This window comes from Streptomyces sp. NPDC047043 (assembly GCF_040644055.1).
Lineage (GTDB): Bacteria > Actinomycetota > Actinomycetes > Streptomycetales > Streptomycetaceae > Streptomyces.
In genome coordinates this window covers 1-20,077 of sequence record NZ_JBEYVO010000023.1, presented here as the reverse complement: position 1 = coordinate 20,077, position 20,077 = coordinate 1, and the positions used below count along the sequence as shown (strand labels likewise).

Sequence of the window (20,077 nt, the reverse complement as noted above, 5' to 3'; positions counted from 1 at the left end):
TGACCTCCGCATCCCCCCCACCCCACGCCCCGCCCACCCATGCCACCCTTGACCCATGCCCGAAGGAGACACCGTCTGGCAGACCGCGAAGCGCCTGCACATCGCGCTCGCGGGCAAGGTGCTGACCCGCAGCGACCTCCGGGTGCCCAAGTACGCCACCGCCGACCTGACCGGCCGCACCGTCCTGGACGTCACCCCGCGTGGCAAGCACCTGCTGACCCGTATCGAGGGCGGCCTGACGCTCCACTCGCACCTCAAGATGGACGGCTCCTGGAAGGTGTACGAGAACGGCCGGCGCTGGAGCGGCGGCCCGTCCCACCAGATCCGCGTGATCCTGGGCAACGCGGACCGCACAGCCGTCGGCTACCGCCTCCCCGTCCTCGATCTCCTCCGCACCACCGACGAACAGCGCGTCGTCGGCCACCTCGGCCCCGACCTCCTCGGCCCGGACTGGAACCCGGACCAGGCCCTGGCCAACCTCCTCGCCGACCCCGCCCGCCCCCTCGGCGAGGCCCTGCTCGACCAGCGCAACCTCGCCGGCATCGGCAACGTGTACAAGAGCGAGCTCTGCTTCCTGCTCGGCGTCACCCCATGGCTGCCGGTCGGCGCCCTGCCCACCGAGCGCACCGCGAAGCTACCCGGGCTCGCCAAGAAGCTCCTGGAGGCCAACCGCGACCGCCCGGTCCGCACCACGACGGGCCGCCGCGGCCAGGACCTGTTCGTGTACGGCCGCGCACCCCGCCCCTGCCTGCGCTGCCAGACGTCGATCCGGGTGGCCGACCAGGGCGACGGCTCCCGCGACCGCCCCACCTACTGGTGCCCGGCCTGCCAGACGGGACCGGCCCCGAACCCCGCCCCACATCGCGGAACCTCACGCCGTACAACTAATTGACGATCCGTCAGAAACCCTCGTACCGTCCCTTCATGCCCGTCAAGGCGTACGACCTCACCGGACGCACCGCATTCGTCACCGGGGCCGCCGGCGGCATCGGCCGCGCCTCGGCCGTGCTGCTCGCCGAAGCAGGCGCCACCGTCCACTGCGCCGACCGCGACACACAGGGCCTGCACGAGACGGCGACCCTGATCAAGGACGCCGGCGGCAGCGCCCGTACCCACCACCTCGACGTCACCGACCGCGAACAACTCCGCCAGGCCGTAGCCGCGTGCGAGCGCCTGGACGTCATGGCAGCCATCGCCGGGATCATGCACAGCAGCCCGGTCCTGGAGACCGTGGACGAGGACCTCGACCGCGTGCTGGACGTCAACTTCAAGGGAGTCCTGTACGCCTGCCAGGAGGCGGCCCGCGCGATGCTCACCCAGGAGACCGGCGGCAGCATCATCACGATGGCCTCCAGCGCCATCGACACCGGCCGTCCGGGTCTGCTCTGCTACGGCGCCGCCAAGGCGGCCGTCGTGCAACTCACCAAGACGCTGGCGAGCGAGGTCGGCAGGCACGGGATCCGCGTCAACGCGGTCGCGCCGGGCTGGACCCGCACGCCCATGACCGACCGCCATGAGGCCGAGGCGCAGGCACAGACCGAGGCGATGATGGCCCGGATGTCGCCGCTGGGCCGGGTCGGAGAACCGGAGGACGTCGCCCACACGGTGCTCTTTCTCGCCTGCGACGCGTCGTCCTTCACGACCGGCCAGATCCTGCGTCCGAACGGCGGGGTGGCGATGCCGTGGTGACCCGGGCCGCCCGCCAGGCCCTGCTCCACCGCCCGGCCTCGAGGGCCCCCGTCGCCCGGGCCTTGGGCACACAGTGCACCGGCAGCAGACTGAGCCCCCATCCCCCGGCGGCGACCGCCCCCTCCAGCGCCCCTGCACCGGGCGACAGCGCGAGCCGCAGCACGGCCCACCACCACAGCACCCCGAGCCCCAGAACAGCCCCCCGGCGCACTATCGGACCTGCCATGGACCGCCACCTCCAGCCCCGAAGCCTGCCTGCCGCCTTCGCCCGCAGGCAGGGCGCAGGGACGGCACACGGGCGCACCGCAGGCCTCCACCATGACCGTCCGGGGCCTCACCGGCAAACGGACCAGTGACGCCGTACAAGGCCCCCGAACGAGCCGTAGAAGGTCCCGAACAACACGAAAACCCCGACCGCACCTCCCCGGTTCTTCCCGGGAAGGCCCTGGCCGGGGCCTCACACGTGCTTGTCGGCTCACGCACTCACGCGCGCGAACGTCAGGCGGCGACCACGTCCACCGCCTCGGCGGGCGCCTTGATGGTCACCCGTTCCGGTGGCACACCGGTCACCGACACGGAACCCAGCATCGGACGTACCGGCGCCGGTACAGGCTCGGTGGCCGCAGCAGACTGGGCCAGCTCGGCGAGGGCGAGCTCGTCGCTCACTTCCCGCATGAGCTCGGACATCCGTACGTCCAACGCGTCGCAGATGGCGGAGAGCAGCTCGGAGGAAGCCTCCTTCTGCCCCCGCTCCACCTCGGAGAGATAGCCGAGTGAGACTCGGGCGGACGAGGAGACTTCGCGCAGAGTACGGCCCTGGCGCTGGCGCTGCCGACGCAGCACGTCACCAAGCAGGCGACGGAGCAGAATCATCGGTGGCTCCCTCCTCGGACCGCGTAGCCGCATCCTTCTCGCCCCACCGTACCGCCTTGCGCCGCGGCCGTGCGGGGAGCGATGTCGTGTTCACTCAGGGCTGCAAACATCAAAACCCCCCGTTCTGTTCCGTATCCTGTGCCCGCTCATTCCCAGTGTGTTCGCCCGCAAGCTCCTTCAGGAGCAGTGCGAGTACGCTCCGTACACTCTCCATACGAATTTCCGCGCGGTCGCCGTTCAACCGCAGGGCCTCGACTTTTCCGCCACCGGCAGAACCGGAAGCGGCTTCGAACGGCCCGTCCAGAGCGATGAAAACCGTCCCGACGGGCTTCCCGTCCTGCGGTTCGGGCCCGGCGACGCCGGTGGTCGCAAGGCCCCAGTCGGCACCGAGCGCCTTGCGTACTCCGGCCGCCATCTGGGCCGCGACCTGCGGATCCACCGCTCCGCGCTGTGCCAGCAGGGTGGCGTCGACACCGAGCAACTGATGCTTCAGCTCGGTGGCGTAGGCGGTCACCGAACCCCGGAAGGCCTTGGAGGCTCCGGGGGCGGCTGTGATTTCCGCCGCAACGAGCCCGCCCGTCAGCGACTCAGCGACCGCGAGGGTCTCACCCTTCACTGTCAGTAGTCGCACGACGTCGGCCGCCGGGGAACTCACGCTTCCGTCTCCTCCAACGCGGCCTTGCGCTCGGCGATTCCCTGCCTGCGCAGCACAATGGCCTGTCTCACATAGTCGACCCCGGTCGCCACGGTCAGCACGACCGCGGCCGCCATCACCCACCACCTCAGCGTGGCCAGCCAGCCCGTCAGCGCCAGGACGTACATGCCGACGGCCACGCCCTGCGTCAGGGTCTTGAGCTTGCCGCCGCGGCTCGCCGGGATGACGCCGTACCGGATGACAAGGAAACGCAACAGCGTGATTCCGAGTTCCCGGCCGAGGATGACGATCGTCACCCACCACGGCAGATCGCCCAGCGAGGAGAGACAGATCAGCGCCGCTCCCATGATCGCCTTGTCGGCGATGGGGTCGGCGATCTTCCCGAAGTCGGTGACGAGGTTGTAGGTGCGCGCCAGATGACCGTCGAACAGGTCGGTGATCATGGCGATGGCGAAGGCCGCCCAGGCGAGCGAGCGCCATGCCGGGTCGTACCCGCCGTCGGCCAGCATGAGCGCGACGAAGCCGGGCACGAGGAGCAGCCGCAGCATGGTGAGCAGATTGGCGATGTTCCAGACGCTGGCCTGGTTGACGGCCGCGGCCGCGATCTTTCCGCCGCGCGCCGGCTTCCCGCCGCCCGCCGCGGCATCGGAGCCTGCGACGACGGCCGCATCGGAAGCGGCATCCGACGTGGCGCCCGGAGCCGCGCTCGCGGGTGCGCCCTGCGCGCCGGAGGGGCCGTTCGCCGCCGATGCCGGTACTCCGGTCATCTGCCCGCCTCCTCACTACACGCGAACGAGCCCGCCAGCGGCTCGGCCACCAGGTCGACACCTTCCGTACCGACCACCTTGGCCTCGACGATACGGCCGACGCTCAGACCTTCGCCGCTCGTGAGCAGCACCTGGCCGTCGGTCTCCGGCGCCTGGTGCGCCCCACGGCCGTGGACACCCTCCTCGTCCACGGACTCCACGAGCACGTGCACGGTCTCGCCCACGCGCTCCTCGGCCCGCTGCGAGACCAGCTCCTCGGCCAGCCGGGAGACACGTGCCAGCCGCTCGGCGACGACGTCCTCGTCCAGCTTGTTCTCGTACGTCGCCGCCTCGGTGCCCTCCTCGTCGGAGTACCCGAAGACACCGATGGCGTCCAGGCGCGAGCCGTTCAGGAACCGCTCCAGCTCCGCCAGGTCGTCCTCGCTCTCGCCCGGGAAGCCCACGATGAAGTTGGAGCGCACGCCCGCCTGGGGTGCCTTGCTCCGGATGGTGTCGAGCAGCTCCAGGAAGCGGTCGGTGTCGCCGAAGCGGCGCATGGCGCGCAGCACACCGGGGGCCGAGTGCTGGAAGGACAGGTCGAAGTACGGGGCGATCTTCGGCGTCGAGGTCAGGACGTCGATCAGCCCGGGCCGCATCTCGGCCGGCTGGAGGTAGCTGACGCGCACCCGCTCGAGGCCGTCGACCTCGGCGAGCTCGGGCAGGAGCGACTCCAGCAGGCGGATGTCGCCCAGGTCCTTGCCGTACGAGGTGTTGTTCTCGGAGACCAGCATGATCTCCTTGACGCCCTGCTCGGCCAGCCACCGCGTCTCGTTCAGCACATCGCTCGGGCGGCGGGAGATGAAGGAGCCGCGGAAGGACGGGATGGCGCAGAAGGAGCAGCGCCGGTCGCAGCCGGAAGCGAGCTTGACCGAGGCGACCGGAGCACCGTCCAGCCGGCGGCGCAGCGGCGCACGCGGGCCCGAGGCGGGCGCGAGGCCCTCGGGGAGATCCACCGGCGCGTGTCCCGGCAGTGCGACCTCAGCGGCCGAATCCTGGCGCTCCGCGGGGCTGATCGGCAGCAGCTTGCGCCGGTCGCGCGGGGTGTGGGAGGCGTGGATGCCGCCGTTCAGGATGGTCTGCAGGCGGTCGGAGATGTCGGCGTAGTCGTCGAAGCCGAGCACGCCGTCGGCCTCGGGGAGGGCCTCGGCGAGATCCTTGCCGTACCGCTCGGCCATGCAGCCCACCGCCACGACGGCCTGGGTTCTCCCGTGCCCCTTGAGATCGTTGGCCTCCAGGAGGGCGTCGACGGAGTCCTTCTTGGCGGCGTCGACGAAGCCGCAGGTGTTGACGACGGCGACGTCCGCGTCCGCGGCGTCCTCCACGAGGTCCCAGCCGTCCGCCTCCAAGCGGCCTGCGAGCTCCTCCGAGTCCACCTCGTTACGGGCGCAGCCAAGGGTGACGAGTGCGACGGTACGGCGTTCAGGCATGGGCTCAAGACTACTTTGTCTCACTGACAGCCCACGTCGACGGGGTTGGCCGATCTTGGCCAACCCCGTGTGCACTCAACCGTTCCGACCGGGTTATCCGACCTGCGGGTCGCCCTTCGTATACGTCAGGCGCTCCACCGCTCCGGGCTGGAAGTCGTCCTCGATCTTCTTGCCGTTGACGTAGAGCTGGATCGCCCCGGCGTCGCCGAGGACGAGGTTGATCTTCTCGCTGTCCTGGAAGGTCTTGGAGTCGCCCTGCTTGAGGAGCCCGTCGAACAGGAGCCGGCCGTTGTGGTCCTTGGCCGAGATCCAGCTGCGTCCGTCGGCGGCGCTGACCTGGACGGTGACCTTGTCCTGGGGCGCGGCCGCGATGGCGCTGTCCGACGGGTCGGACTTCGGGACGTCGGACTTGCTGTTCTTGGGCGTGGGAGAGGCGGACTTGCTGGTCGTGGGCGTGGAGCCCTCGGCGACCTGGGTCTTGGTGCCGCCGCCGTCGTCGCCGCCCTTGAAGGCGGTGAACCCGACGAAACCGATCACGGCGACGATCGCGGCGACCATCGCCGCGGTCCAGTTGGGCCCGCGCCGCTCGGGGCGGATGCGTTCCGCCTCGAAGAGGGGGGCCGCCGGGGTCGGGGCCGGGCGGCCGCCGTGGTCGGCGTCGTACTGCTCGAGCAGCGGGGCCGGATCGAGGTGGACAGCCTTCGCCAGGGTCCGGATGTGCCCGCGCGCGTACACGTCTCCGCCGCAGGGGGCGAAGTCGTCCGCCTCGATGGCGTGCACGATGGCGATGCGGACCCGGGTGGCATTGGTGACGTCCTCGACGGTCAGCCCGGCGTCGATGCGCGCCTGTTTGAGGGCGCGGCCGACGGAGAGGCGGGCTGCCTCGCGGTCGTCTTCGAACGGACGCTCGTCTTCAGGGGAGTTGCCGATGGACACGGGGGCGCCTTTCGAGCGTTTAAGCCACCTGTGCTGCAGGTTCAGTCTATGGGGGGTGCGAAAGGGTGGGGCAACCGGGCGGTGGAGCTTGTTAGCCCATCGGTATGGCCGGACACGCCGATGGTGGTGCGCGCGCTTGTCGCTTCCCTCAACTTGACGTACGCGGAAGGGAAACGGTTGCTCAATGATCCCTTACGGGTGAGTCACGATCGCACATCGAAGCCCCACCCGCGCGAGCTCTTCCTCAAGCCTCCCCGCGGATCACCGCGAGCACGCCGTCCAGCTCATCAGGCTTCACAAGAACGTCACGAGCCTTCGACCCTTCGCTCGGCCCGACGATGCCCCTGGACTCCATGAGGTCCATGAGCCGCCCGGCCTTGGCGAACCCGACGCGCAGCTTCCGCTGGAGCATGGACGTCGAACCGAACTGCGTCGACACCACGAGCTCGGCCGCCTGGCACAGCAGGTCCAGGTCGTCGCCGATCTCCTCGTCGATCTCCTTCTTCTGTTTCGTCCCTACGGTGACGTCGTCCCGGAAGACGGGCGCCATCTGGTCCTTGCAGTGCTGGACGACGGCCGCGACCTCCTCCTCGGTCACGAAGGCGCCCTGCATACGGGTCGGCTTGTTGGCCCCCATCGGCAGGAACAGCCCGTCACCCTTGCCGATCAGCTTCTCGGCACCGGGCTGGTCGAGGATGACGCGGCTGTCGGCGAGCGAGGAGGTGGCGAACGCCAGCCGCGAGGGCACGTTCGCCTTGATCAGACCGGTGACGACGTCGACCGACGGCCGCTGCGTGGCGAGCACGAGGTGGATACCGGCCGCACGCGCGAGCTGCGTGATACGGACGATCGCGTCCTCGACGTCGCGCGGCGCGACCATCATCAGGTCGGCGAGCTCGTCGACGATCACCAGCAGGTACGGGTACGGCTGCAGCTCCCGCTCACTGCCCTCGGGCGGCTTGACCTTGCCGTTCCTGATGGCCTCGTTGAAGTCGTCGATGTGCCGGAAGCCGTACGCCGCCAGGTCGTCGTAGCGCAGATCCATTTCTCGTACGACCCACTGGAGTGCCTCGGCGGCCCGCTTCGGGTTGGTGATGATCGGCGTGATCAGGTGCGGAATGCCTTCGTACGCCGTGAGTTCGACGCGCTTGGGGTCGACGAGGACCATACGGACGTCCTCGGGAGTCGCGCGGACCATGATTGACGTAATCAGGCAGTTAATGCACGACGATTTACCGGAACCGGTGGCTCCGGCCACGAGCACGTGCGGCATCTTCGCGAGGTTGGCCATCACATAGCCGCCCTCGACGTCCTTGCCGAGCGCGACCAGCATCGGGTGATCGTCCTCGGCGGCCGCCGCGAGGCGCAGCACGTCACCGAGGTTGACCATCTCGCGGTCGGTGTTGGGGATTTCGATGCCGACCGCGGATTTGCCGGGGATCGGGCTGATGATCCGCACGTCCGGGCTGGCGACCGCATACGCGATGTTCTTCGTCAGCGCGGTGATCCGCTCGACCTTCACGGCGGGGCCGAGTTCGACCTCGTAGCGCGTGACCGTCGGCCCGCGCGTGAAGCCCGTGACGGCGGCGTCGACCTTGAACTCGGAGAAGACGTTGGTGAGCGAGGCGACCACCGCGTCGTTGGCGGCACTGCGCGCCTTGCCGGGACCGCCCCGCTCGAGGAGGTCGAGCGAGGGCAGCGAGTAGGTGATGTCGCCGGACAGCTGGAGCTGCTCGGCGCGCGGCGGCAGCTCGCTCGGAGCCTCGGGCGCGGGCTTGGTGAGGTCCGCGACCTCGACCTTCAGCTTCTCCTGCTTGGGTCGAGCGGCCGGTACCGGCGTAGGGGTGGGCGTCGTCTCCTCGCGGTCGCCCACGCTCACGCCCTGCGTGAGGTCGGCGACGATCGGCGAGGGCGGCATCCCGTGCATGACGGCGCCGTCGAGCGCGGCAGCGGCGGCCGCGGCGACGTCCACTGCGTCCATCGAGCGCCCCATGTCGGGCTGCGGCACCGCGGACCGCCGCGGGCGTCCCCGACGCCGCGAGAGGGCCTCCTGCTCGGCGCCGTCGGGGTCGTACGACTCCGGGGCGGGACCGCGCCTGCGGGTGCGCTGGGGCAGCGCGTCGCGCCACTGGTCGTCGTAGCGCTCGTCGTCGTCGGTGAGTTCGTCGTCCTCCGGGTCGTGGAGGATGCCGAGCTTCACGCCGAGAAGCCGCATCCGCTGCGGGATCGCGTTGACCGGGGTGGCCGTGACGACGAGCAGACCGAAGATCGTCAGCAGCACCAGCAGCGGCACGGCGAGCATTTCGCCCATCGTGTACGTCAGCGGGGTCGCCGCAGCCCAGCCGATGAGGCCCCCGGCGTCCCTTATCGCCTGCATGCCGTCGCTGCGGGCGGGCGCGCCGCAGGCGATGTGGACCTGGCCGAGCACGCCGATGACGAGTGCGGACAAGCCGATCACGATGCGGCCGTTGGCCTCGGGCTGCTCGGGGTGCCGGATGAAGCGCACGGCGATGACCGCGAGCAGTATCGGCACGAGCAGGTCGAGGCGGCCGAAGGAGCCGGTCACCAGGATCTCGACGAGGTCGCCGACGGGGCCGCGCAGGTCGGCCCAGGTGCCCGCGGCGACGATCAGTGCGATGCCGAAGAGCAGCAGGGCGACGCCGTCCTTGCGGTGTGCGGGGTCGAGGTTCTTGGCGCCGTTCCCTATGCCGCGGAAGACGGCGCCGACGGCGTGCGCGACGCCGAGCCAGAGGGCGCGTACGAGCTTGTAGATGCCCCCAGTCGGGTTCGGCGCAGGCTTCGGCGGCGGCGCCGACTTCTTCGCCGCGGCTTTCTTGGCGGGCGTCTTCTTCGCCGGAGCCTTTTTCGCAGCGGCCTTCTTCGCCGGAGCCGCCGCCTTCTTCGCGGGCTGCTTCTTGGCAGCGGAGGGACGTGAGGCCATAGGTGTGAGGTTACCGGTGTGGACGACGACGGACACGTGTGCCCACTGCTTCACCCGTTCGTGTCGCCCCTGTGAAGGCGCGGAACTGACGCGTCCTCATCCGCAACTGTGCCGCGCCCGGGCGTCAGTTCTGCGAGGACACCGAGGAGGCGCTGCCGGCACCCGGCTCCAGCGCGTCCAGCGCCCGGCGCAGTCCGGTGAGTTTGCGTTCGAGATGGGCTGCGGTCGCCACTGCCGCCGCGTCCGCCGACTCGTCGTCGAGCTGCTTGGACAGCGCTTCCGCCTGCTCCTCGACCGCCGCGAGCCGCGCCGACAGCTCGGCCAGCAGACTCGCCGGCTCCTTGGCCTCGCCGACCGCGGCCTTGCCGCCGCCACCCTCCAACTGGAGCCGCAGCAGCGCCGCCTGCTCCCGCAGCTGGCAGTTCTTCATGTACAGCTCGACGAAGACCGAGACCTTCGCGCGCAGCACCCACGGGTCGAACGGCTTGGAGATGTAGTCGACCGCGCCCGCCGCGTAGCCACGGAAAGTGTGATGCGGACCGTGGTTGATCGCGGTGAGGAAGATGATCGGGATGTCCCGGGTCCGCTCCCGCCGCTTGATGTGCGCGGCCGTTTCGAAACCGTCCATGCCCGGCATCTGGACGTCCAGCAGAATGACCGCGAAGTCGTCCGTGAGCAGTGCTTTGAGCGCTTCCTCCCCGGACGATGCCCGCACCAGCGTCTGATCGAGCGCAGAGAGGATGGCCTCCAGCGCCAGCAGATTCTCCGGCCGGTCATCGACCAGGAGGATCTTGGCCTTCTGCACCATGGCCCGCCCTCCTCGCCCCGGATGTGCACCGGGCGCCGCCCCTGGGGACGACTCCCTTTCGCCGCCCGTCCTTGTGCCGGTCATCGTAGCCGCACCCCGCCTGTCGCCACACCCTGTCACCGCGATGTCACTGTGCACGTAGCAGAAACGTAGCGGGAGACCAGAAGGTTCCCCGAATCCCGTACTTCTACACGGCTTCGGCCACACTGAGTCAGCAACTCCGCGTGAACATCGATGGTTCCCGTCACTCCCCCCGCATCCACTGCTCCATCACCGCCAGCAGGTGATCGGGATCGACCGGCTTGGTGACGTAGTCGGAGGCGCCCGACTCGATCGCCTTCTCCCGGTCGCCCTTCATCGCCTTCGCCGTCAGCGCGATGATCGGCAGGCCCGCGAACTGGGGCATCCTGCGGATCGCCGTCGTCGTTGCGTAACCGTCCATCTCGGGCATCATGATGTCCATCAGGACGACCGCGACATCGTCGTGCTGTTCCAGGACCTCGATGCCCTCGCGGCCGTTCTCCGCGTACAGCACGGACAGTCCGTGCTGCTCGAGGACGCTGGTCAGCGCGAACACGTTACGGATGTCGTCGTCGACGATCAGCACCTTCTGGCCGCCGAACCGGATGCCGCGATGCACCTGCGGCGCCGTGGTCTGCTCCTCGGCCGACCACGGCTCCGACGGCGCGGAGCGCTGGTCCGCGTCCAGTCCGTTCCTGCGGCGGCGCCTGAAGAGCGCGGCGGCGCCGTTCTGCGCCTGCTGGTACGAGCGCACCTCGGCCGGCGTCTCGATCTCCGCCTCGGAGAGCTGGGACAGGTCGACGGCGGCCACCAGGTCACTCGCCCCGAGGGCGGCCACGGGCTGCTGATAACCCTGCGGCGGCAGTTCGCTCGGGTGCAGCGGCAAATACAGCGTGAACGTCGAACCGCGTCCCGGTTCGCTCTGCGCGTGGATCTCCCCGCCGAGCAGCTGGGCGATCTCCCGCGAGATCGACAGGCCGAGGCCCGTACCGCCGTACTTGCGACTGGTCGTACCGTCCGCCTGCTTGAACGCCTCGAAGATCACCCGCATCTTGCTGGCGGCGATCCCGATGCCGGTGTCGGTCACCGAGAACGCGATCAGGTCCGCGTCCGGATCGCTCATCGAGCCGGTCTCGAGCAGCTGTTCCCGGATCGCCACCGGAACATCCCGTCCGGCGGGCCGGATGACCAGCTCGACGGCCCCGGAGTCGGTGAACTTCACCGCGTTGGACAGCAGGTTGCGCAGCACCTGCAGGAGGCGCTGTTCATCGGTGTGCAGCGTGGCGGGCAGCTCCGGGGAGACCCGTACGGACAGGTCGAGGCCCTTCTCCGCGGTCAGCGGCCGGAAGGTGGCCTCCACGTAGTCGACGAGCTGGACGAGCGCGATACGCGTCGGGGAGACGTCCATCTTGCCCGCCTCGACCTTCGACAGGTCGAGGATGTCGTTGATCAGCTGAAGCAGGTCGGAGCCGGCACCGTGGATGGTCTCGGCGAACTCGACCTGCTTCGGGGTGAGGTTGGAGTCCGCGTTGTCGGCGAGCAACTTGGCAAGGATCAGCAGCGAGTTGAGCGGCGTACGCAGTTCGTGCGACATGTTGGCGAGGAACTCGCTCTTGTAGCGCATCGACACCGCGAGCTGCTCGGCACGCTCCTCCAGGACCTGCCGCGCCTCTTCGATCTCGGTGTTCTTCACCTCGATGTCGCGGTTCTGCTGGGCCAACAGCTCGGCCTTCTCCTCCAGTTCGGCGTTGGACGCCTGCAGTGCCTTCTGCCGGTTCTCCAACTCGGCCGAGCGCTCACGGAGTTGCTCGGTAAGCTCCTGCGACTGCTTCAGCAGCTGCTCCGTCTTGGTGTTGACGGAGATGGTGTTGACGCTGGTCGCGATCATCTCGGCGATCTGATTGAGGAAGTCCTTCTGGATCTGCGTGAACGGGGTGAAGGAGGCCAGCTCGATGATGCCGAGCACCTTGCCCTCGAACAGCACGGGAAGGACGATCACTTGCGCGGGCGGCGCCTCGCCGAGGCCGGAGGAGATCTTCAGATAGCCGCTGGGCGCGTTCTCCACCAGGATCGTGCGTTTCTCCTCGGCGGCCGTCCCGATCAGCGCCTCACCCGGCCGGAACGCCGTCGGCATGGAGCCCATGGAGTAGCCGTACGACCCCAGCATGCGCAGTTCGTACGCGTCCTCGCTTTCGGCGCTCAGGTCCTTGCCGTCCATGAGCGGCATCGCCACGAAGAACGCGCCGTGCTGTGCCGAGACCACCGGGGTCAGCTCGCTCATGATCAGCGAGGCCACGTCCTGCAGGTCGCGGCGGCCCTGCATCAGCGCGGAGATGCGGGCCAGGTTGCCCTTGAGCCAGTCCTGCTCCTTGTTGGCGATCGTGGTGTCGCGCAGGTTGGCGATCATCTTGTTGATGTAGTCCTGCAGTTCCTGGATCTCGCCGGACGCGTCGACGTCGATCTTCAGGTTCAGGTCGCCACGGGTCACCGCGGTCGCCACGCGCGCGATGGCGCGCACCTGCCGGGTGAGGTTTCCTGCCATTTCGTTCACGGACTCGGTGAGGTCGCGCCAGGTGCCGTCTACGTCACGCACGCGTGCCTGGCCGCCGAGCTGTCCCTCGGTGCCCACCTCGCGGGCCACTCGGGTGACCTCCTCGGCGAAGCTGGACAGCTGGTCGACCATGGTGTTGATCGTCGTCTTGAGCTCGAGGATCTCGCCGCGAGCGTCAATGTCGATCTTCTTGGTCAGGTCACCCTTGGCGATGGCCGTGGTGACCATGGCGATGTTGCGCACCTGACCGGTCAGGTTGGACGCCATCTGGTTCACGGACTCGGTGAGGTCCTTCCACGTACCGGCCACACCGGGTACGTGCGCCTGGCCGCCCAGAATGCCGTCCGTGCCCACCTCGCGGGCCACCTTGGTGACCTGGTCGGCGAACGAACTCAGCGTCTTCACCATGGTGTTGAAGGTGTCGGCGAGCTGCGCGACCTCGCCGCGCGCCTCGATCGTCACCGTCCGGGTGAGGTCGCCGTTGGCGACCGCGTTCGCGACCTGGGAGATGTTCCGCACCTGCATGGTCAGGTTCTTGGCCATCAGGTTCACATTGCCGCTGAGGTCCTTCCAGATGCCCGTGACACCCGGCACGTGCGCCTGGCCGCCCAGGATGCCCTCGGTGCCCACCTCGCGGGCCACCCGGGTCACCTGCTCGGCGAAGCTGGACAGCTGGTCCACCATCGTGTTGACCGTCGTGACGAGCTCGAGAATCTCGCCCTTCGCGTCAACAGTGATCTTCTTCGACAGGTCGCCCTTGGCGACCGCCGTCGTGACCTCGGCGATGTTGCGCACCTGGATGGTCAGGTTGTTCGCCATGAAGTTCACGGACTGCGTGAGGTCCTTCCAGGTGCCGGAGACACCCTGCACCTCGGCCTGACCGCCGAGCTGGCCCTCCGTACCCACCTCACGGGCGACCCTGGTGACCTCCTCCGCGAACGACGACAGCTGGTCGACCATCGTGTTCAGCGTGTTCTTCAGCTCCAGGATCTCCCCGCGCGCGTCCACGGTGATCTTCTGGGAGAGGTCACCGCGGGCGACCGCGGTGGCGACCTGGGCGATGTTGCGCACCTGAGCGGTCAGGTTGCCGGCCATTCCGTTCACGGAGTCCGTCAGGTCCCGCCACACGCCGGCCACGCCGGGCACCTGCGCCTGACCGCCCAGACGGCCCTCGGTGCCCACCTCGCGGGCCACGCGGGTCACCTGGTCGGCGAATCCGGAGAGCTGGTCGACCATCGTGTTGATGGTGTTCTTCAGCTCCAGGATCTCCCCGCGCGCGTCCACGTCGATCTTCTGGGACAGGTCGCCCTGGGCGACCGCGGTCGTCACTTGGGCGATGTTGCGCACCTGGGCCGTCAGGTTGCCGGCCATTCCGTTGACGGAGTCGGTGAGCTCCTTCCACGTACCGGCCACGCCCGGTACCACCGCCTGACCGCCGAGGCGGCCCTCCGTGCCCACGTCCCGGGCCATCCGCGTCACCTGGTCGGCGAAGGACGACAGCTGATCCACCATCGTGTTCACGGTGTTCTTCAGCTGGAGCATCTCGCCGGAGACGTCGACGGTGACCTTCTGGGAGAGATCACCGTTGGCCACGGCCGTGGTCACCTGGGCGATGTTGCGCACCTGCCCGGTGAGGTTGCGGAACGCGGTGTTGACCGAGTCGGTCAGGTCCTTCCACGTACCGGCGGCGCCGGGCACCTGCGCCTGACCGCCCAGCTCGCCCTCGACACCGACCTCCCGCGCCACGCGCGTGACCTCGGAACCGAAGGACGACAGCTGGTCGACCATCCCGTTGACGGTGTTCTTCAGCTCGAGCATCTCGCCGGCCACGTCGACGGTGACCTTCTGGGACAGGTCACCGTTGGCCACGGCCGTCGTCACCGCGGCGATGTCCCTCACCTGAATGGTGAGATTCCGGAACACCGTGTTGACGGAATCCGTCAGGTCCTTCCACGTACCCGCCGCGCCCGGCACGTTCGCCTGCCCGCCCAGCTGCCCGGCAGCACCGACCTCGTTGGCCACACGCGTGACCTCGTCCGCGAAGATCCGCAGCGTCTCGGTCATCTGGTTGATCGTGTCCGCGAGCTGCGCGACCTCGCCACGTGCGGAAACAGTCACCTTCTGCGACAGGTCACCGTTGGCGACCGCGGTGGTGACCTGCGCGATCCCGCGCACCTGGGCCGTCAGGTTGCCCGCCATGAGGTTCACCGAATCGGTGAGGTCCTTCCACACACCGGCCACACCCGGCACCTGCGCCTGACCGCCGAGCTCACCCTCGGTGCCCACCTCGCGCGCGACTCGCGTCACCTCGGAGGAGAAGGACGACAGCTGGTCCACCATCGTGTTGACGGTGTTCTTCAGCTCCAGCATCTCGCCGGCGACATGAACGGTGACCTTCCGCGACAGGTCGCCCTTCGCCACCGCGGTCGTCACCAGAGCGATGTCCCGCACCTGGGCCGTCAGCCGGTACGCCATCGTGTTGACGGAGTCCGTGAGGTCCTTCCACGAACCCGACATGCCACGCACGCGTGCCTGCCCGCCGAGCTTGCCCTCGGTGCCCACCTCACTGGCCACGCGCGTGACCTCGTCGGTGAACGTCGACAGCTGATCGACAAGATTGTTTACAGTCCGCCCGACCTTGAGGAACTCCCCGCGCAGCGGATGCCCGGTCCCGTCCGGAGCCTGCGTCCGCAGCTCCATGCGCGGAGACAGATCACCCTCCGCCACCGCCGACAGCACCCGGCCGACCTCGGAGACGGGCCGTACAAGGTCGTCCACAAGCGCGTTGGAGGCCTCGATCGCGGCCGCCCAGGAACCCTCGTAGGCACCTGTCTCCAGCCGTTCCGTGAGCTTGCCCTCACGGCCCACCATGCGCCGCACCCGCGACAACTCACCCGTCAAATGCAGATTGCGGTCGGCCACCTCGTTGAAAACCGCAGCAATCTCCGACATCACGCCGTCGCCCGACACCGTGAGCCTCTTACGGAAGTTCCCGTCCCGCATCGAAACGAGAGCCGCCAGCAGTCGGTTCAGGGCCGCCGTGTCCACCGCGGTGGTTCCACCACGCGGTTTGCGCTGGTTGTCCAGGGACTGTCCGCCTTTCGCGCGCGTCTTAGTGCCCCGCGTCGCTGCGCCAGACTCCACTGTGTCCCTCCCGCAGGGGTCGACCGTTACTGCCGTGCTCCGGTACTACTGCCCGACGTACCCGTTACTGCTGCGTATTTCTGCCCGATATACCAGGCCACACCACGGGCTGCTGCCCGCTGTACGCGGAAGTCACTCAGCCTGCCCGGACCTTCACAAGAAGCTTGCCCAGTGTTTCACCCTGCCTGAACCCGGCCATAACAGTTCGGCAGCTTCGCACATCGTCCGCACACCCTCTGGGCGGAAACACTGCAGACCGGCATCCGCATGGCCGTCGAAGGTAAGTAACCTTGCATGCGGCTGTCCAGCCGCGCCGGTCCGTCCGGTCTGGGCGGTGGCACGAGTACGAGCGGGCATCGGAGGGGCGGCCGCACACATGACCACCGGACTGATCCCGGGGGGACAGCCCCCGGACCCCCGGCCGACGGGCGGTCTGCCGCATCAGCGGCACGAGCCGGTCGGCCAGGGAGCCCTGCACGTCGACAACCGGACGAGGAGTTCTGTGATCACCGCGCGCGCGGCCGCCAGCTTCGAGCCCGTCGGGCGATCGGTAGCGACTGCCCGCTCCTTCGTCCGCGACACCCTTCAGGGCTGGGGCTTCGCCGACATCGTCGACGACGCCGTGGTCCTCACCAGCGAGCTGGTGACCAACGCCGTGGTGCACGCCGGCACGTCCGCGGACGTCCTGTGTCTGCGCACCGACGAAGGGGTACGGATCGAGGTCGCCGACCGCTACCCGGAGCGCGAGATCCCCCTCCAGGGCTCGCCCGTCAACATGGGCAGCCCCGACCGCGAGGGCGGCCGTGGGCTCCAGCTGTGCGCGGCGCTGGCCGGCCGCTGGGGCGTCGAGTACACGCCGACGCACAAGCAGGTCTGGTTCCAACTCGCCCTCCCCGAGCGCGCCGTGGGCACGCGCGCGGCAGGCCCGTCCCTCCCCGCCGACCTCCTCCCGCTCGCCGACGGCCGGGTCCGCGTCGCGGTCGTCCAGATCGACCGCACCGGCGCCATCACGTCGTGGAACGAGGATGCGGAGGAACTCTTCGGCTACGCGGCCGACCAGGTGATCGGAAAACCTCTCACCGATCTCGCCGCCTGGCCGCACACCCCCGGCACCAGCACCGGCATCGCAGAAGCTCTCCAACTCTCCCGCTGGGAAGGCAGTTACGGCATAAGGGGCGCCAACGGCCGTGTCACGCCCGTGTACGCCTCCCACCTCCGCGTCCGAGACACGGGCGGCGAGCCGTCGACGGTCTGCCTCCTGGTCCGCGACCACGAACGGGCCGTCCTGCAGACCCCGTTGCGCATGCCGGCGTCCGACAGCGGCACCGTCTCCGACGGCCAGAGCACCGACCCCTTCGAGGTGTTCATCGGCTCCCCGGCCCCGGACGACCTCGACGGCCTCCTCCAGCGCACGGTGGAACGCGCCCGCGACATGCTCGACGCCGACTCCGCGTTCCTGCTTCTCGCGACCGACGACGAAACGGAGTTGGAGGTCCGCGCCTCCACCGGCCTGCCCTCCGCCCGCCAGCGCTTCGCGCGCGTGCCCGTCGAAGCGGGCCCCGGTCGCTACGGCTCGGCCCGCATGCCTGCGGTCCACGACGACCTGACGGCCGTACCGGGCGCCGTACCGCTGCTGAGCGGCACCGGCATGCGCTCGGTCGTCACGGTCCCCCTGAAGGTCGAGGGCCGCCTCACGGGCTCCCTGGGCGTTGCGGCCGAGGCACCCGGCAGATACTCCAACGAGGAGGCACTGCGCCTCCAATTCGCCGCCGACCGCATCGCGTTGGCCGTCGAGTCGGCCCGCCTGGGCGAGCTGGAGCGCCTGCGCCGCGGCTCACTCAGCTTCCTCGTCGAGGCCTCCGACCTCCTCGCCGGCACCCTGGACCGCGACCAGACCCTGGCCCTGATGGCCCAGATGACAGTCCCCACGCTCGCCACCTGGTGCGCGGTCTACACGATCGCCGACCAGGCCTCCGAGCCGTACCTGTCGTACGTCCTGCACGAGGACGAGGAACTCATCGACGGCATCAAGTCGTTGCTCTCGAAGGTCCCGCCGCCGGACCCGGTCCCGACGCCCGGCGCCCGCGTCTGGTCGGCTCCCGGCGAGGTCGCCCACCGCGCGGCCCTGCGCAGCTCGATGCGCAGCCTGGGCCTGAGCGGCGGCCCGACCCACCAGATCGCCTCCGGCATCGGCCCGACCCTCGCCACGGCCTCCGCGGTCGGCGGCGAAACCGTCGTCCTCCCCCTGGTCGCCCGCAACCGCGTCATCGGCATGCTGACCCTCGGCAAGCCCACCGACGAACACTTCCGCCAGGAAATCCTGGAACTGGCCGAGGACTTGAGCCGCCGCGCCGCACTGGCCCTGGACAACGCCCGCCTCTACTCCGAGCGCACGGCCATCAGCCAGTCCCTCCAGCGCAGCCTCCTGCCCCCGGAGCTCCCGGAGATCGGCGGCGTCGAGGTCGAGGTCATCTACCGCGCGGCCGGCGAGGGCAATGAGGTCGGCGGCGACTTCTACGACCTCTTCCCGATCAGTGACGGCGCCTACGGCTTCGCAATCGGCGACGTCTGCGGTACGGGCCCGAACGCAGCGGCAGTCACGGGCCTGGCCCGGCACGCCCTGCGCCTGCTGGCCCGCGAGGGCCTCAGCGGCCCCGCGGTCCTGGAGCGGCTGAACTCGGCCATTCTCGACGAAGGCGCCCGCAGCCGCTTCCTGACCCTCCTCTACGGCGAGCTGCGCCCCCAGGAGGACGGCAGCGCGGAACTGAAGGTGGTCTGCGCCGGCCACCCGCTCCCGCTCCGCCTGCGCCAGGATGGCACGGTCGAACCGGCCGCCGAACCCCAGCCGCTCCTCGGCGTCATGGACGACCTGGAGCTCTACGAGCAGACGGTCACCCTCGACCCGGGCGATGTCCTCCTGTGCGTCACTGACGGCGTCACGGAGCGCCGCGAGGGCACCCGCATGCTGGGCGACGACGGCCTCACCGACGTCCTCACGACCTGCACGGGCCTGACGGCGGGCGCGGTCGCGGCCCGCATCATGCGCGCAGTGGAACGCTTCGCATCCGACGCCCCGTCCGACGACATGGCGATCCTGGCAATGCGGGTCCCCGGCCTCCACAAGGACTGAGAAAGATACGGGCACGAAAAAGGCCCCGCCCAATTGGGCGGGGCCTTTCGAATAGAGCCCCCAAACGGAATCGAACCGTTGACCTTCTCCTTACCATGGAGACGCTCTGCCGACTGAGCTATAGGGGCCTGTCGCCTTTTCGAGGTTTCCCTCGCGGCAACGGAGTAGATCATACCCCGAACATACGCGTGCTCCCAACCACGACGGCCGGTCCGGCCGCCTGCTCAGAAGGCAGGCTGAAGCAGTCCACCCAGCGCATTGCAGGCGCCTACGATCCGCTGCATGTCCCGCTTCGTCAACGCTGCGTCCACAGGCAGCGCGAGAGTCTCGTCGGCGGCCCGCTCGGTCTCCGGCAGCGACACACACCGACGGAACTCCGGCAGCCGGTGCACGGGCGTCTTCACCGGCACCCGACACTCAACTCCCCTGGCCCGCACGGCCCGAGCGAAGGCGTCCCGATCGGGCCGCCCGTTCCCCGGCACCCGCACGACGTACTGCTGGTATGTGTGCCCGTCACCGCCGTCGGGCGTGCGCACACCCCTCAACTTCGCATCGAGATACGCGGCCCGCTCCCGCCGCTGAGCAATCTCGTCGTACGGCGCCTCGGACTCGCCCTGCTCCAGCACCAGAAGCCCGTGCCGCTGCCCGACACCGTGCAGCCGCGCGATGTCGGCCGGCCGACCGAAGCGGTGTACGACAACGACCGCCGCCGTACGCGGAGTTATGGACGCCTCCACAGCGGACGCGTCGAGGCAGTACGTCACCGGATCTATGTCGGCGAACACCGGCAGCGCACCGGCGAGGGCGACGGCCCCGGCGACCTCGGTGTTCCCGAAGGCCGGCACGACGACCTCGTCACCGAGTCCGACGCCGGCGGCCCTGAGCATTGCAGCAGTACCCATGCTTCGGATGGTTGTTGCGCAACGTGAACTTCAAGTGACGCAGAACAAAAAAGGGTTGGACCCCGAACCGAAGTTCAGGATCCAACCCTTTGAATAATTGTTCGGCGGCGTCCTACTCTCCCACAGGGTCCCCCCTGCAGTACCATCGGCGCTGTAAGGCTTAGCTTCCGGGTTCGGAATGTAACCGGGCGTTT

13 protein-coding genes, 1 tRNA gene and 1 rRNA gene are annotated in these 20,077 nt (G+C 69.1%); 3 read left to right on the top strand and 12 right to left on the bottom strand.

Going from position 1 to position 20,077, the window contains the following annotated elements:
- The first annotated feature begins 55 nt into the window (after window positions 1–55).
- Both ABZ880_RS32375 and ABZ880_RS32370 read left to right on the top strand, forming a co-directional pair.
- Entirely contained in the window at window positions 56–892 is an 837-nt protein-coding gene (locus ABZ880_RS32375; protein ID WP_361270057.1) for a DNA-formamidopyrimidine glycosylase family protein, read from the top strand.
- A gap of 32 nt (window positions 893–924) precedes the next feature.
- Entirely contained in the window at window positions 925–1,689 is a 765-nt protein-coding gene (locus ABZ880_RS32370) for an SDR family NAD(P)-dependent oxidoreductase (RefSeq protein ID WP_361270054.1), read from the top strand.
- Here ABZ880_RS32370 and ABZ880_RS32365 read toward each other — a convergent pair.
- The 9 genes from ABZ880_RS32365 to ABZ880_RS32325 form a co-directional block, all read right to left on the bottom strand.
- Window positions 1,637–1,915 carry a hypothetical protein gene (locus ABZ880_RS32365; protein ID WP_361270051.1) on the bottom strand — a complete coding sequence of 93 codons (279 nt, stop codon included), beginning with the start codon at window positions 1,913–1,915 and terminating at the stop codon, window positions 1,637–1,639. The genes ABZ880_RS32370 and ABZ880_RS32365 overlap by 53 nt on opposite strands.
- A gap of 272 nt (window positions 1,916–2,187) precedes the next feature.
- Complete coding sequence (locus ABZ880_RS32360; protein WP_030947329.1) at window positions 2,188–2,562, bottom strand: helix-turn-helix transcriptional regulator; 375 nt, start codon at window positions 2,560–2,562, stop codon at window positions 2,188–2,190.
- 109 nt (window positions 2,563–2,671) lie between these two features.
- Complete coding sequence (locus ABZ880_RS32355; protein ID WP_361270049.1) at window positions 2,672–3,217, bottom strand: CinA family protein; 546 nt, start codon at window positions 3,215–3,217, stop codon at window positions 2,672–2,674.
- A complete protein-coding gene (pgsA, locus tag ABZ880_RS32350; RefSeq protein ID WP_361270047.1) occupies window positions 3,214–3,984 on the bottom strand; it encodes a CDP-diacylglycerol--glycerol-3-phosphate 3-phosphatidyltransferase in 771 nt (256 codons plus the stop codon). The genes ABZ880_RS32355 and pgsA overlap by 4 nt, the downstream gene beginning before the upstream one ends.
- Window positions 3,981–5,450: a 30S ribosomal protein S12 methylthiotransferase RimO gene (rimO, locus tag ABZ880_RS32345; RefSeq protein ID WP_361270043.1), complete on the bottom strand. Its 1,470-nt coding sequence runs from the start codon at window positions 5,448–5,450 to the stop codon at window positions 3,981–3,983. The genes pgsA and rimO overlap by 4 nt, the downstream gene beginning before the upstream one ends.
- Window positions 5,451–5,543: 93 nt before the next feature.
- The gene (locus ABZ880_RS32340; protein WP_361270040.1) at window positions 5,544–6,386 is read right to left on the bottom strand and encodes a RodZ domain-containing protein; all 843 of its coding nucleotides are present in this window, start codon (window positions 6,384–6,386) and stop codon (window positions 5,544–5,546) included.
- 244 nt (window positions 6,387–6,630) lie between these two features.
- On the bottom strand, window positions 6,631–9,327 hold the full coding sequence (locus ABZ880_RS32335; RefSeq protein WP_361270038.1) for a DNA translocase FtsK: 2,697 nt from the start codon (window positions 9,325–9,327) through the stop codon (window positions 6,631–6,633).
- Between the two features lie 124 nt (window positions 9,328–9,451).
- Window positions 9,452–10,135, bottom strand: coding sequence for a response regulator (locus ABZ880_RS32330; RefSeq protein ID WP_361270035.1), 684 nt, complete (start codon window positions 10,133–10,135; stop codon window positions 9,452–9,454).
- A gap of 244 nt (window positions 10,136–10,379) precedes the next feature.
- A complete protein-coding gene (locus tag ABZ880_RS32325; protein WP_361270033.1) occupies window positions 10,380–15,851 on the bottom strand; it encodes a HAMP domain-containing protein in 5,472 nt (1,823 codons plus the stop codon).
- Window positions 15,852–16,227: 376 nt separating this feature from the next.
- Here ABZ880_RS32325 and ABZ880_RS32320 point away from each other — a divergent pair, with 376 nt between their 5' ends.
- The gene (locus ABZ880_RS32320) at window positions 16,228–18,981 is read left to right on the top strand and encodes a SpoIIE family protein phosphatase (protein WP_361270030.1); all 2,754 of its coding nucleotides are present in this window, start codon (window positions 16,228–16,230) and stop codon (window positions 18,979–18,981) included.
- A gap of 55 nt (window positions 18,982–19,036) precedes the next feature.
- Here ABZ880_RS32320 and ABZ880_RS32315 read toward each other — a convergent pair.
- The 3 genes from ABZ880_RS32315 to rrf all read right to left on the bottom strand — a co-directional run.
- A tRNA-Thr gene (locus ABZ880_RS32315) sits at window positions 19,037–19,109 on the bottom strand.
- Window positions 19,110–19,205: 96 nt separating this feature from the next.
- Window positions 19,206–19,868: a DegT/DnrJ/EryC1/StrS family aminotransferase gene (locus ABZ880_RS32310; protein WP_361270455.1), complete on the bottom strand. Its 663-nt coding sequence runs from the start codon at window positions 19,866–19,868 to the stop codon at window positions 19,206–19,208.
- A gap of 114 nt (window positions 19,869–19,982) precedes the next feature.
- Window positions 19,983–20,077 (bottom strand): 5S ribosomal RNA (rrf, locus tag ABZ880_RS32305); the annotation flags it as partial.

Excerpts from the sequence above, each read along its gene's own strand:
- ABZ880_RS32375 (WP_361270057.1), top strand. The coding sequence starts at position 56 with ATGCCCGAAGGAGACACCGTCTGGCAGACCGCGAAGCGCCTGCACATC.
- ABZ880_RS32370 (WP_361270054.1), top strand. The coding sequence starts at position 925 with ATGCCCGTCAAGGCGTACGACCTCACCGGACGCACCGCATTCGTCACC.
- ABZ880_RS32365 (WP_361270051.1), bottom strand. The coding sequence starts at position 1,915 with ATGGCAGGTCCGATAGTGCGCCGGGGGGCTGTTCTGGGGCTCGGGGTG.
- ABZ880_RS32360 (WP_030947329.1), bottom strand. The coding sequence starts at position 2,562 with ATGATTCTGCTCCGTCGCCTGCTTGGTGACGTGCTGCGTCGGCAGCGC.
- pgsA (WP_361270047.1), bottom strand. The coding sequence starts at position 3,984 with ATGACCGGAGTACCGGCATCGGCGGCGAACGGCCCCTCCGGCGCGCAG.
- rimO (WP_361270043.1), bottom strand. The coding sequence starts at position 5,450 with ATGCCTGAACGCCGTACCGTCGCACTCGTCACCCTTGGCTGCGCCCGT.
- ABZ880_RS32335 (WP_361270038.1), bottom strand. The coding sequence starts at position 9,327 with ATGGCCTCACGTCCCTCCGCTGCCAAGAAGCAGCCCGCGAAGAAGGCG.
- ABZ880_RS32330 (WP_361270035.1), bottom strand. The coding sequence starts at position 10,135 with ATGGTGCAGAAGGCCAAGATCCTCCTGGTCGATGACCGGCCGGAGAAT.
- ABZ880_RS32320 (WP_361270030.1), top strand. The coding sequence starts at position 16,228 with ATGACCACCGGACTGATCCCGGGGGGACAGCCCCCGGACCCCCGGCCG.
- ABZ880_RS32310 (WP_361270455.1), bottom strand. The coding sequence starts at position 19,868 with ATGCTCAGGGCCGCCGGCGTCGGACTCGGTGACGAGGTCGTCGTGCCG.